The sequence below is a fragment of the Salinimicrobium soli genome (assembly GCF_048323655.1).
GTDB lineage: Bacteria > Bacteroidota > Bacteroidia > Flavobacteriales > Flavobacteriaceae > Salinimicrobium > Salinimicrobium soli.
On the sequence record NZ_JBLUWW010000001.1, the window covers coordinates 557927 to 570199 of the forward strand.

The 12273-nt window shown below is 43.0% G+C and carries 13 protein-coding genes; 6 read left to right on the top strand and 7 right to left on the bottom strand.

The annotated features are described in order from the left end of the window. Positions 1–1209, top strand: coding sequence for a murein hydrolase activator EnvC family protein (locus ACNORC_RS02655; protein ID WP_418334039.1), 1209 nt, complete (start codon positions 1–3; stop codon positions 1207–1209). Between the two features lie 9 nt (positions 1210–1218). On the opposite strand, the gene ACNORC_RS02660 is transcribed toward ACNORC_RS02655, so the two are convergent. Together ACNORC_RS02660 and ACNORC_RS02665 are read right to left on the bottom strand one after the other, a co-directional pair. Further along, entirely contained in the window at positions 1219–1734 is a 516-nt protein-coding gene (locus ACNORC_RS02660; RefSeq protein WP_418334040.1) for an acyl-CoA thioesterase, read from the bottom strand. Positions 1735–1831: 97 nt separating this feature from the next. Beyond that, positions 1832–2764 carry an HU domain-containing protein gene (locus ACNORC_RS02665; RefSeq protein WP_418334041.1) on the bottom strand — a complete coding sequence of 311 codons (933 nt, stop codon included), beginning with the start codon at positions 2762–2764 and terminating at the stop codon, positions 1832–1834. 96 nt (positions 2765–2860) lie between these two features. On the opposite strand from ACNORC_RS02665, the gene dprA reads away from it, so the two are divergent. Further along, on the top strand, positions 2861–3961 hold the full coding sequence (dprA, locus tag ACNORC_RS02670) for a DNA-processing protein DprA (RefSeq protein WP_418334042.1): 1101 nt from the start codon (positions 2861–2863) through the stop codon (positions 3959–3961). Here the strand turns inward: dprA and trpS are convergent. Further along, a complete protein-coding gene (gene trpS / locus ACNORC_RS02675; RefSeq protein ID WP_418334043.1) occupies positions 3958–4926 on the bottom strand; it encodes a tryptophan--tRNA ligase in 969 nt (322 codons plus the stop codon). The two genes, dprA and trpS, sit on opposite strands and share 4 nt — an antisense overlap. Before the next feature lie 73 nt (positions 4927–4999). On the opposite strand from trpS, the gene ACNORC_RS02680 reads away from it, so the two are divergent. After that, a complete protein-coding gene (locus ACNORC_RS02680) occupies positions 5000–5737 on the top strand; it encodes a lysophospholipid acyltransferase family protein (protein ID WP_418334044.1) in 738 nt (245 codons plus the stop codon). On the opposite strand, the gene ACNORC_RS02685 is transcribed toward ACNORC_RS02680, so the two are convergent. The 4 genes from ACNORC_RS02685 to recA form a co-directional block, all read right to left on the bottom strand. Then, the gene (locus ACNORC_RS02685; RefSeq protein WP_418334045.1) at positions 5734–7020 is read right to left on the bottom strand and encodes an outer membrane beta-barrel protein; all 1287 of its coding nucleotides are present in this window, start codon (positions 7018–7020) and stop codon (positions 5734–5736) included. The two genes, ACNORC_RS02680 and ACNORC_RS02685, sit on opposite strands and share 4 nt — an antisense overlap. Next, positions 7021–7563, bottom strand: coding sequence for an RNA polymerase sigma factor (locus ACNORC_RS02690; RefSeq protein WP_418334046.1), 543 nt, complete (start codon positions 7561–7563; stop codon positions 7021–7023). 11 nt (positions 7564–7574) lie between these two features. After that, a complete protein-coding gene (locus ACNORC_RS02695) occupies positions 7575–7988 on the bottom strand; it encodes a hypothetical protein (RefSeq protein ID WP_418334047.1) in 414 nt (137 codons plus the stop codon). Between the two features lie 111 nt (positions 7989–8099). Beyond that, positions 8100–9113, bottom strand: coding sequence for a recombinase RecA (gene recA / locus ACNORC_RS02700; RefSeq protein WP_418334048.1), 1014 nt, complete (start codon positions 9111–9113; stop codon positions 8100–8102). 370 nt (positions 9114–9483) lie between these two features. Between recA and trhO the strand changes: the two genes are divergently transcribed. From trhO to ACNORC_RS02715, 3 genes are all read left to right on the top strand, one after another. Next, on the top strand, positions 9484–10515 hold the full coding sequence (gene trhO / locus ACNORC_RS02705) for an oxygen-dependent tRNA uridine(34) hydroxylase TrhO (protein ID WP_418334049.1): 1032 nt from the start codon (positions 9484–9486) through the stop codon (positions 10513–10515). A 115-nt stretch (positions 10516–10630) separates the two neighbouring features. Beyond that, the gene (locus tag ACNORC_RS02710; protein ID WP_418334050.1) at positions 10631–11785 is read left to right on the top strand and encodes a PSP1 domain-containing protein; all 1155 of its coding nucleotides are present in this window, start codon (positions 10631–10633) and stop codon (positions 11783–11785) included. Beyond that, positions 11778–12266 (top strand): gliding motility lipoprotein GldH, encoded by a 489-nt coding sequence (locus tag ACNORC_RS02715; protein WP_418334051.1) that lies wholly within the window; start codon positions 11778–11780, stop codon positions 12264–12266. The genes ACNORC_RS02710 and ACNORC_RS02715 overlap by 8 nt, the downstream gene beginning before the upstream one ends. Positions 12267–12273 lie beyond the last annotated feature (7 nt).

Here is a 12273-nt window from a genome sequence, read left to right on the forward strand (position 1 = left end):
ATGTCATTTTTAAAGCCCCTCCTGGCTGGTTTGTTCCTTCTTCTTAGTGTTACTTCCTTCGCCCAGGACAGGGAGGAATTGGAACAGCGCCGGCTCGAACTTCAGCAGGAGATCAAAAGGATTAATAACCTGCGTACCACCAACCTGAAAAAAGAGAAGTCCATACTTACCCAGGTAGAAGACCTGGATCAACAGATAAGGACTACTGAAAACCTTATTCGAGTGACCAATCAGCAGGCCAATCTGTTGACCAGGGAAATTCGGTCCAATCAGAATAAAATAGGACAAATGCGAAAGGAACTGGAAGAGCTAAAGGATGATTATGCCCGTATGGTTCGCAAATCCTATAAAAGTAAATCCCAGCAAAGTCGTATCATGTTCCTTTTGTCTGCGGAAAGTTTTCTGCAGGCATACAAAAGGCTGCAGTACATGAAGCAGTATGCTAATTACCGGCATGATCAGGGAGAGGAGATCAAGGAGCGCACGGTGGAACTTCAGCAGTTAAATGCCGGTCTTGCCGAACAGAAAAAGACCAAAGACAAGTTGATCGCCGAAAACCGTAAGACAAGGGCTGAACTTGAACAGAACAAAAAATCCCAGCAGGGATTGATCGCTACCATTCGGAAGAAAGAAGGACAATATGCTGCTGAACTGAGAAAGAAGCAACAGGAGGTGAACGCAATTGATAAGGCGATCGAAAAGATCATTGCTGATGCTATTGCGGCCAACAATAAGAATACGGGTTCTACTTCCCGCGAGGTTTTTGAACTGACTCCTGAAGCTAAAGTGTTGGCGGCTAATTTTGCTGCTAACAAAGGAAAATTACCATGGCCTGTAAAGTCGGGAGTGGTTTCCATGCATTTTGGAACACAGCCTCACCCGGTGGTAAAATCAATTACCATCAATAGTAATGGAGTGCGAATAGATACGGAAGACGGAGGTAAGGCCAAAGCCATATTTGGAGGAACAGTGAGTGAGGTACAGGCTGTAAAAGGAGCCAACAAGGCTGTAATGGTAAGGCACGGAGATTATATAACCATCTACAATAACCTGGAAAAGATCTATGTGCGTAAAGGCGATGAGGTGGCCATTGGGCAGGAACTAGGAGAGGTCGCTACCAGTAGCACCACAGGCAAGACCACATTGCACTTTCTGCTCTATCAGAACTCCACGAAATTGAATCCGGAGGAATGGATTTATAAAATGTAAATCGGAATTTTATTTTTCGGTAAACAAGGCTTTAAGCTCGGTGGCATCACCGGGCTTCATTTTTCCTGCTAATACCAAACTCAGTTGCTTGCGACGTAATGCGGCTGCAAAACGGGCTTTTTCAAGATCAGTTTTTGGTTCCAGAGGCGGAATTTGTACCGGCGTACCGGTTTCATCTACTGCTACAAAAGTGTAAATAGCCTCGTTTGCCTTGCTTCTGTGGCCACTTTCCCTGTCTTCCACCCATACATCTATGTAGATCTCCATAGAGGTCTTAAAAGCTCTGGAAACGGCTGCTTCCACGGTGACCACGCTTCCTAAAGGCACGGCCTTGTTAAAAGCAACGTGGTTAACCGAAGCGGTCACTACAATTCTTCGGCTGTGACGTCTGGCAGCAATACTTGCAGCCCTGTCCATACGGGCCAGTAATTCCCCTCCAAAAAGGTTATTTAAAGGATTTGTTTCGCTGGGCAATACCAGGTCAGTCATTATAGTACGTGATTCTTCCGGACTTTTTGCTTGCATGTAGCTAATTTTCGGGCAAAGGTAAGGTGCTTTAATAAACCACCTACGTTAATGGTATATTAAAAAGTTATTTCAGAAAAAGTTCTGTTGATAGAGTTTACAGCTCCTGAACCAGTAGCCAGGCTCCGGGATTGGAGTTTCTTTTCACCTGATTCAGTGCGTTGATGGCATCTCTTCGGGTCTCATGACTGCTGTATAGCACCTGATGAAGTCCGAAGCGGTTTGCGCCGATCTTTCGGGCTTTGTAACCTTCAGCTTTTAACTGCTCCACTTTTTTGTCAGCGTTCTCTTCCATTCTGAAAGCGCCGGCTACCACGTGATAATTCCCGACTTGCTTGGAAACTTTCAGGGTAATCGCTGGCAGCGGATTGTCGATGACAAAGGTGGCCTGCTGGATCTGATTTTCAAGTTGAGTTGCAGCTTTCTGCTGTTCTGCAAGATTGTGCTCATTCACCTGATTGCTGTAGATATTCAATCCGGCGGCACCACTCAAGCCAACTGCAAGTAATCCGATGGCCGCATATTTAAGCCAGTTAGATCTTCTTCGTTCAGGAGTAAAGGCAACAGGAGCTTTTTCTTCAATAGCAAGAGCCTGTTTCTTGTAGTTCTCCCGAAGGATCTGGTTGGAAGCAAAAGGACTAAGCCCAAAAGCCTCTTTTAAGTAGTTGATCTGTACAGCAGGTTCAAACTGAAGTTTATCTTCTGCGGTGACAGTAAATGAACCGATATTATCGAAATTCACAACCTTATTCTTTTCCAGAATGGTCTGAAGGTCATGAACAAAAAGTTCCAGTTTTTCCAGGGCAGTTTCATAGGGAATTCCTTCCACAGCCACTATATGATTTGCAAGTAATCCGTCATTTTGTACCAGTTGCCTGTTAAAGGAAACTGTCTTTTTTGGAGGATAGAACTCGTTGGTGGACTGGTGTATACGGGCAGAATGCTGTTGTGTGATAAAAGCTCCGAAACCGGGAAGTATCACGCATTCATACCGGTAAAGAAGATCGTGTATGTAATTTCCTATTGCCATTTAAACAAATGTAGAAATTTTTAAATTCAGAAAAAACAGGGTGACGGTATTTTATTAACAAATTTTTAAACTACTTTTCCTACCTTATTTTAAGGCATGCAATCTTCTGATCTCCAATATGTTTTAGCGCTTCAGCACATACCGAACCTCGGAGATGCTTCAGCTAAAAAACTCATCCGTTTTGCAGGCTCTCCCGAAGCTGTTTTTAAGGAGAAATTGTCTTCGTTGCTCAAAATAGACGGCATTGGAAAAATAAAATTGCAGGAACTTCAGGATCCTCAACATCTTAAAGCAGCCGAAAAAGAACTTCTGTTCATTGAGAAGAATAGGGTCGAATGTTTTTATTTCAAAGAGGAAGAATATCCCGAAAAATTAAAGCACTGCCTTGACGGGCCCATTCTGTTATTCCAAAAGGGCAGGGTAGACCTTAAGCAGAAAAAGATCATTAGTATTGTAGGCACCAGAAACGCAACAAATCACGGAATTTCTTTTTGCGAAGAACTGGTAGAGCGCCTTGCACCTCTGGACCCGGTGATCGTTTCAGGCTTTGCCTACGGTATTGATATCACTGCACAACGTGCGGCTCTCAAAAATGACTTGCAAACAATAGGCTGTCTGGCGCACGGCCTTAACCAAATCTATCCGAAAGTTCACAATCGCTACGTGCGGGAAATAGAGGAGAACGGAGGCTTTTTAACCGATTTTTGGAGTACAGATGTTTTTGATCGCAACAATTTTCTGAAGAGAAACAGGATCATTGCGGGTATTAGCGAAGCTACGGTGGTCATTGAAAGTGCAGAAAAAGGAGGTTCCCTGGTCACGGCAGATATTGCCAACTCCTACAACCGCGAAGTCTTTGCAGTACCCGGAAGGCCCGGCGATTCCCAGAGCAAAGGTTGTAATATGCTCATTAAATCTCAACAGGCACATGTACTTACAGACGCTGCAGATCTTGTCTACATTTTGAACTGGCAGTTGGATGAGAAGTTAAAACCTGTACAAAAACAGCTTTTTGTAGAGTTAGAAGAAGAGGAGCAGAAGCTATACGGCTATCTCAAGGAAAATGGAAAAGAGCAGCTCGACCTTATCGCCCTCAACTGCAGTATCCCGACCTTTAAAGCAGCTACTTTGCTGCTGAACATGGAACTTAAAGGAGTGGTTAGACCACTCCCGGGAAAATTATTTGAAGCAGTCTAGTAACCTAATTTTGCACGCACTTTTCCAAGGACAGCATCCGCAGTTTTTTGTGCTTTTTGAGCTCCCAGTGCTAAGGCATCCTCGATCTTTTCAGGGTTTTCCATATAGTGGTTATAGGTTTCCCTTTCCTTTTTAAACCTGTTGATCAGGGTTTCAAAAAGAGCTTGTTTGGCATGGCCATAACCATAACCTCCGGCTTCGTAATTCCGGCGCATTTCGGCAGTCTGTTCTTTGGTGGCAACCAGCTTGTAAAGGTTGAACACGTTACAGGTATCCGGATCTTTTGGATCTTCCAGCGGAGTACTATCCGTTTCAATTGCCATTATCTGCTTGCGCAGTTTTTTATCAGGCAGGAACAGGTTGATAATATTTCCTTTTGATTTACTCATTTTACCACCATCAGTTCCCGGAACGTACATGGTCTCTTCGGAAACCTTCGCCTCCGGAATCACAAACACTTCTCCCATTTTGTTGTGGAAACGGGAAGCTACATCGCGGGTGATCTCGAGGTGCTGTAACTGATCTTTTCCAACAGGAACAATGTCAGCATCATAAAGAAGAATGTCTGCTGCCATGAGCATAGGATATTCAAAAAGCCCTGCGTTCACGTCTTCCAGCCTGTCAGCTTTATCTTTAAAAGAATGCGCCAGGGTCAAACGCTGAAAAGGAAAAAAACAACTTAAATACCAGCTAAGCTCTGTAACCTGCGGAATATCACTTTGACGGTAAAAAACCGATTTTTCGATGTCAAGGCCAAAAGCAAGCCAGGTGGCAGCAGTAGAAAGCGTATTTTCTTTCATTACCGCAGCATCCTTGATTTGGGTTAGGGTATGGAGATTTGCAATGAATAAAAAGGATTCGTTCTTTGGATCATTGGCCATTTCCACGGCCGGAATAATGGCGCCTAATATATTTCCCAGGTGAGGTGTTCCTGTGCTTTGTATTCCTGTAAGTATTCGGGACATCGGCTTTTTTAATTTTGCACAAAGGTATCTATTTTGAAGAATTCCTTCAATCAATTGCTTATTTTTGATTCCTATGCAACTCCTACGGTCATTCCTAATTGTGCTCTGGCGAATTTGGTTCTATATCCTAATGGCTATTCCAATCATTATTTTTTTGCCTTTATTGCTACTTTTTACTTCGCGCACAAGGTTCTATCCGCAGTTCTTTATCCTTGCCCGCTGGTGGGCTTTCTTTATTCTCTACGGAATGGGATTTTTTCCGAAGATCGAGCGGGAACAGCGACTTGAAAAAGGCAAAAGTTACATGCTGGTTGCCAACCACACCTCCATGACCGACATTATGCTGATGCTGGTTGCCATGAAAAACCCTTTTGTTTTTGTTGGTAAGAAAGAACTGGTAAAAATTCCCCTTTTTGGATACTTCTATAAACGTACCTGTATTCTTGTAGACCGCGGAAATCAAAGAAGTCGAAAAGAAGTATTTGACCGGGCTCAAAAACGACTGAATGACGGGACTAGTATCTGTATATTCCCGGAAGGAGGAGTGCCCGATGATCTTTCGATCACCCTGGATACCTTTAAAGATGGTGCTTTTCGACTGGCTCTGGAACACCAGATCCCTATCGTACCTATTGTTTTTTATGACAACAAAAAGCGTTTTCCTTATGTGCTCACAAAAGGCAGTCCCGGCAGAATGCGCGTAAAGATCAAGAAGTTTCTTTGTACCGAAGGGCTGGGGCAGGAGGAAAAGAAGAATTTGCGGGAGAACACCCGGGAGCTTCTGCTGCAGGAGCTGCAAGCCACCTCCTAGAATTTATATTTAAATCCGGAATAAATTCCCAGGTAATAGGGTTGTGAATCTCCCGAAGCAGCGTTGAAAGTATTGATCTGGTATTTCAACATTGGCTCCAGGTTAAGTTTGAATTTGTTCGTCAGGTTGTAGTCCAATCCAAGTCCAAGGTTCGTACTGAAACTTATATGGTTAAGATTTGTAGCCTTTCCTATGGCTGTAAAATCTTCGGTATTAAGTGAAATCTTATTTTCATCAAGGAATAAAGTACTCGCACCACCAATCAGATTTAATTCAAAACGACCTTCCAGTAAATTATATTCTATTTCTACCGGAACCTCTATGAATCCCATTTCCTGGTTCAAAGAACCCGGCGAAAGGCTTCCAATACTGGCCCGGTTACTGTCAAAGGCTGCTGTTTGTTGTGCGCCACCTCCGGGAATATCTCCCATCACACCGGCCTTTTTAGGAAGATCCCCTTTATTAAGTTCTACTCCGGCTATGGCATTTGGTCCCGATACTGCCTGGTAAGCAATACCTTTGGTGTTATAATTCATATTCACCTTGTTGATACCCGATCTTATCTTGAACCGGTCTGATATTACATAAGCGATATGGATTCCGTAGGAGTAAGTGATCTCTCCCTGGTTATTGTTATCATTGAAGCGTGGATCCAGGAAATTACCTTTTCCGAAGTTGCCGTAATAGATGGGCGCGGCGTGTGTAGAGACTTCAAAAAGTGGTTCGTGAGGTGCTGTAACTACTGTAGTTTCAGGTTTTTTCAACTCTTCAAAAAGAGATTTTTTCTTCTTCTTGTCAGTTTGAACAGGTTTTGCATTTTCTACAGAAGTTATTTCAGGGATAATGTTAGAAATGCCTTTTTCTTCACCTTTTATTTGATCCAATGGGGACCTTTTGGTCGTCGTGGTTCTCTCTTTCTGAAGTACAGCTGAATTATGTTGTGAGAGATCTTCCGAAGAATTTTCTGCAATAGCTTCATCCGGCGTTAATGCCAATTGATTATCTGATGGACGGGTGTTATTCTGTAATTCCTGCTCCAGCTCCTGGTTGGCAATCCTGTTACTGGAAGAAAGCGGGAAGATCCAGTCGCCGATTAGAAGAATAATAGCTAAAATTGCGGCCACGCCTGCCATTCGAGTCCAGAGAGGAGCAAGGACACGTCGTTTCCGCTCTTTTTCATGGAGCTTTGCCGAGATCGAACGCCAAACTGCCTCATTGGGAGTAGCCTCAAAATCCCGGAATTTCTCCTGGTAAATTCTGTCTATATGCTTCCTTTCCTTCATTTAAATGGACCGTGCGGCTGGTTTAATCAGGCTTGATTCTATTTTTTCCTTTAAGATCACCCTTGCCCTGGCCAAATTCGATTTTGAGGTACCGGTGGAGATATTCATGATCTCGGCGATCTCTTTATGCGAAAATCCATCAAGCGCATAAAGGTTGAATACCTGCCGGTAACGATCCGGTAACTGCTGAATGATTTTCAACAGAAAATCTACCGGGATTTCATCTTCGTCTATTTCCAGTTCTGGTTCTTTTAGGTGTTCCTCTCTAATAATTTCAAATACTGTTTGTTTTCTGTACTTCTGCAGGGCTGTATTTATCACGATCCTTTTCATCCAGCCTTCGAATGAGCCCTTGTCCTTATATTGAGCAATTTTTTCAAAGATCATCAAAAATGCATCCTGCAGATTGTCTTCTGCTTGCTGGTAACTTGCAGAGTACTTTAGACAGACGGGGAACAACTTATGGGCGTAAAGCCTGTAAAGGTGCTCCTGTGCCTTTATGTCCTGCTTCTTACATCTTTGTATGAGTTGTTTTATGCTCAAATAGGGGTTTTTTATGCACTGTTTGTCACGGGAACTTCAATGGTTAAATATGTGCTCTCACCATTTTCATCAAATCCTTGCCAGAATTTAAATATATAAAATTCCTGGTTGCCGGCAACGAATCTAAAGCTGCCTTCCACACTTAGCTCCTCATTTTCACAACTTTTAGCTTCCCGGTAGAGATTCACCACCCCTATTTTTACCATCTCTCCATCCAGCTCCTGCTGCACGGCAGCAAAAGTATGGCAGCTTGAGGGACGGGTGTAGGTGAATTCAATGTCATAAGAATTCCCATTAATGAATCTTTCAGGTAATTCTACCGAGGCAATGGGAACAAAGACATATTCTCCGTTGATTGTAGAGTCATCTGTACTGCAGCTGAGTAAAAATAGGAGTAGCGGGAGGGCAAAAAAGGCTTTCTTCATGGTTAAAAGAGAGGTAGTTAAATAGTTTCTCTCTTAATATGATGCAGAAAGGTTTTAATGGTTGCGCCTAAAAACAAAAAATCCCGGAAAACTTTCCGGGATCTTACTTTTTTAAGCTTTTGCCACTTTAATGGCAGCTTTGATTTTTGTTTCCAGTTCTTCCATAAGATCCGGATTATCTTTTAGCAGGATCTTCACCGCATCACGGCCCTGCCCAAGTTTCGTGTCTTCATAGCTGAACCAGGATCCACTTTTCTTGATGATCTCGTAGTCAACTCCTATATCAATGATCTCACCGATCTTAGAAACTCCCTCTCCGTACATGATGTCGAATTCGGCAGTTTTAAACGGCGGTGCCACTTTGTTCTTGACGACCTTAACGCGGGTCTTATTACCCTGTACTTCGCTATTGCTGTCTTTGATCTGGGTAGATCTTCTAATGTCAAGACGAATGGAAGCATAGAACTTCAACGCATTACCACCGGTGGTAGTCTCAGGATTCCCAAACATAACCCCGATCTTTTCCCTTAACTGGTTAATGAAGATCACGGTACAGTGTGTCTTGCTGATGGAAGCAGTCAACTTTCGAAGTGCTTGAGACATAAGACGGGCGTGTAATCCCATTTTTGAGTCTCCCATTTCTCCTTCGATCTCACTCTTCGGAGTCAAAGCTGCTACAGAATCCACAACAATAATATCGATAGCTCCAGATCTTATCAGGTTATCGGCAATTTCAAGCGCCTGCTCTCCGTTGTCGGGTTGTGAAATGATCAGGTTTTCAAGATCAATTCCTAATTTCTCAGCGTAAAAACGGTCAAAAGCATGTTCTGCATCAATGAAAGCTGCAATACCTCCGGCTTTTTGAGCTTCGGCAATTGCATGAAGCGTAAGGGTTGTTTTCCCTGAAGATTCAGGTCCATATATTTCGATCACTCTTCCACGAGGATATCCTCCCACTCCCAGGGCCAGATCCAGTCCTAAAGATCCGCTGGAAATTGCCTCAATATCCATAACCGACTGGTCACTCATTTTCATTACGGTTCCCTTTCCGTAGGTTTTATCCATTTTGTCAAGGGTGAGTTTGAGGGCTTTTAATTTTGCTTCTTTTTCTTTCTCGTTACTCATTATTTCAGCTTCTGTTAATTTGATAGTGGTGCTAAAATACTATAAGTTTTTATATGTGCATAAAATTAATACGCAACCTTTTCTGCTTTTGCGCATCTATTAGGTAAAGCAACACAATAACTGCATGAAATTTTTAAAAAGGAATATTATTCTAAGTATTTCCGGTAGCCCTGCGGTGGTTAATCTCAGCTGCAGCTGCCGGGTGGACGGTGGCTAACGTTATTTTTATTTTTAGTTTGAAAAAGATTAAAATATATTAATAACGAATTAGCCGTTCGAAAAAAAATGCCCCGATATTACATCCGGGCATTTTTTCATTTAAAGCCTTATCTTTGCGCAAAATTTCTTTAACCTTAAACGTTAGTATAGCATGCAACTGTACAATAAATTAAGCGCTAAAGAAAGAGCAGCTCTGCTTGAAGAGGCCGGAGAAGACCGGCTTACGCTCTCTTTCTATCAATACGCAAAGATCGGGAATCCTGAACTTTTCCGGAATCACCTTTTTATAGCCTGGGACGAAATGGAAGTCCTGGGACGAATTTACGTGGCACACGAAGGGATCAACGCCCAGCTTTCTGTGCCCGCCAAAAACTTCGGAAAATTTAAAGAATTCCTCGACGGAATTTACTTCCTCGAGAATGTTCGCCTTAATATTGCCATCGAGCATGATATCAAATCTTTCCTGAAACTGAAGGTAAAAGTGCGGGATAAGATCCTGGCCGATGGCCTCAATGATGCCACTTTTGATGTTACCAACAAAGGAGTGCATGTAGACGCAAAGACCTTCAATGAGCTTTTGGAAGATCCAAACACCGTACTGGTGGATATGCGAAACCACTACGAGAGTGAAATTGGCCATTTTAAAGGTGCGGTAACTCCCGATGTAGATACTTTTAGAGACAGTCTTTCTATAATAGAAGAGGACCTGAAAGATCATAAAGAAGATAAGAATCTGGTTATGTATTGCACCGGGGGAATTCGTTGCGAAAAAGCCAGTGCCTATTACAAGCATAAAGGATTTAAAAGGGTTTACCAGCTGGAAGGCGGCATCATTGAATACGCCCGGCAGGTAGAAAACCTCAAACTGGAAAATAAATTCCTTGGAAAAAATTTCGTGTTTGACCACAGGCGGGGAGAACGCATTAGTGATGAGGTGATCTCAAACTGCCACCAATGCGGTAAACCTTGTGATACCCACGTCAACTGTGCGAATGAGGCCTGTCACCTTCTTTTTATTCAGTGCGAGGAATGTGCAGAGAAAATGAGCAACTGCTGTTCAGATAAATGTCAGGAAATAGCGGCATTACCTTATGAGGAGCAAAAAGCGCTTAGAAAAGGTAAAGGCAACAGCAACAAGATCTTCAAAAAAGGGCGTTCTGAGGTTCTTATCTACAAACGCTAACAATTAGTTTGCCGGCCATGCGTTCCATAAATAATGGTATATTTACCTCAATAGTTTTAGTATTAAAATAAAATCCGAAGTGCTTGAAGCGCTTCAGGATTCCAACATATAGATTATGGGATGTAGTAGTTGTGCGACCGGCAAGGACGGTCAGCCAAAAGGATGTAAAAATAACGGAACCTGCGGAACCGACAGCTGTAACAAGCTTTCGGTGTTCGACTGGTTATCAAATATGAGCCTTCCTCAGGGAATGGAGCCTTTTAATTGTGTAGAGGTCCGTTTTAAAAATGGGCGGAAGCACTTTTTTAAAAATACCGAAAATCTTAGCCTTTCAATAGGAGATGTAGTGGCTACTGAAGCTGCTCCCGGTCACGACGTGGGAGTAGTGTCTTTAACCGGTGAACTGGTGCGCGTACAAATGAAGAAGAAAAAGGTGCGCCCAGACAGCAATGAAGTGCTCAAGATCTATAGAAAAGCTTCCCAACGCGACATTGACATTTGGCAACAGGCGCGGGACAGGGAAGATAAGATGAAGGTGCGTGCAAGGGAGATCGCCATAAGGCTTGATCTTCAAATGAAGATAAGTGACATTGAATTCCAGGGTGATGCCTCCAAGGCCACTTTTTACTATACTGCCGAAGAAAGAGTAGATTTCAGGCAGTTGATCAAAGAATTTGCGCGGGAATTCAATACCCGTATTGAAATGAGACAGATAGGCTTCAGGCAGGAAGCTTCCCGTTTAGGCGGAATTGGTTCCTGTGGAAGGGAATTATGCTGCTCTACCTGGCTTACAGATTTCAGGTCGGTAAACACTTCGGCAGCAAGATATCAACAACTTTCACTAAACCCTCAGAAACTGGCAGGCCAGTGCGGGAAGCTGAAATGTTGTCTCAATTACGAATTGGACACGTACCTTGATGCTTTGAAAGACTTTCCGAAGACAGAAGTAAAACTGTACACAAAAAAGGGTACGGCTGTCTGTCAAAAAATAGATATTTTCAAAGGTCTTCTGTGGTATGCCTATGAAGGAGACTGGAGTAACTGGCACACGCTTACGGTAGAACAGGCCAATAAGATCATTAAGGCGAATTCGAAAAAGGAGCCTGTGAACAGTCTCGAAGAATTCGCGGTGCAGGTGGAACTGGAATCTAAACCAGATTTCAACAATGTAGTGGGGCAGGACAGCCTTACCCGTTTTGACAACAAAGGTTCTGGCAAGAAAAAGAGGAAGAACAAACGCAAAAAGAGAAAACCTCAAAAGAATGGGTAGACCCGCCTTTCTGCTAATTTTTATAAGTCTGTTGAGCCTGGTATCCTGTGATAAGAACAGGGTGTATGACAGTTATGAAACACTTCCTAATGAGTGGCACCGGGACTCACTGGTAAGATTTAAAGTGGAGGCTCCGGATACTATTCGTGATTATAATCTGTTTATAAACCTGCGGAACAATTCAGATTACAAGTACAGCAACCTTTATGTAATCACCGAACTTAACTTTCCGAATGGAAAGGTTTTAAGTGATACTCTGCAATATGAGATGGCGAAACCTTCGGGAGAATGGCTTGGCACAGGCTTTGGTGAGGTGAAGGAGAGCAAGCTTTGGTATAAGGAAAACTTTCGTTTTCCGGAAGCAGGAGAATATGAAGTCACCATTCAGCAGGCTATGCGAAAAAGAGACAGCACCAGCGGCATTAAAGGCCTCAAAGGCATAACCGAAGTGGGCTTTAGAATAGAAGATACACAACAATAATTTATAC

Excerpts from the sequence above, each read along its gene's own strand:
- ACNORC_RS02655 (WP_418334039.1), top strand. The coding sequence starts at position 1 with ATGTCATTTTTAAAGCCCCTCCTGGCTGGTTTGTTCCTTCTTCTTAGT.
- ACNORC_RS02660 (WP_418334040.1), bottom strand. The coding sequence starts at position 1,734 with ATGCAAGCAAAAAGTCCGGAAGAATCACGTACTATAATGACTGACCTG.
- ACNORC_RS02665 (WP_418334041.1), bottom strand. The coding sequence starts at position 2,764 with ATGGCAATAGGAAATTACATACACGATCTTCTTTACCGGTATGAATGC.
- dprA (WP_418334042.1), top strand. The coding sequence starts at position 2,861 with ATGCAATCTTCTGATCTCCAATATGTTTTAGCGCTTCAGCACATACCG.
- trpS (WP_418334043.1), bottom strand. The coding sequence starts at position 4,926 with ATGTCCCGAATACTTACAGGAATACAAAGCACAGGAACACCTCACCTG.
- ACNORC_RS02680 (WP_418334044.1), top strand. The coding sequence starts at position 5,000 with ATGCAACTCCTACGGTCATTCCTAATTGTGCTCTGGCGAATTTGGTTC.
- ACNORC_RS02685 (WP_418334045.1), bottom strand. The coding sequence starts at position 7,020 with ATGAAGGAAAGGAAGCATATAGACAGAATTTACCAGGAGAAATTCCGG.
- ACNORC_RS02695 (WP_418334047.1), bottom strand. The coding sequence starts at position 7,988 with ATGAAGAAAGCCTTTTTTGCCCTCCCGCTACTCCTATTTTTACTCAGC.
- recA (WP_418334048.1), bottom strand. The coding sequence starts at position 9,113 with ATGAGTAACGAGAAAGAAAAAGAAGCAAAATTAAAAGCCCTCAAACTC.
- trhO (WP_418334049.1), top strand. The coding sequence starts at position 9,484 with ATGCAACTGTACAATAAATTAAGCGCTAAAGAAAGAGCAGCTCTGCTT.
- ACNORC_RS02710 (WP_418334050.1), top strand. The coding sequence starts at position 10,631 with ATGGGATGTAGTAGTTGTGCGACCGGCAAGGACGGTCAGCCAAAAGGA.
- ACNORC_RS02715 (WP_418334051.1), top strand. The coding sequence starts at position 11,778 with ATGGGTAGACCCGCCTTTCTGCTAATTTTTATAAGTCTGTTGAGCCTG.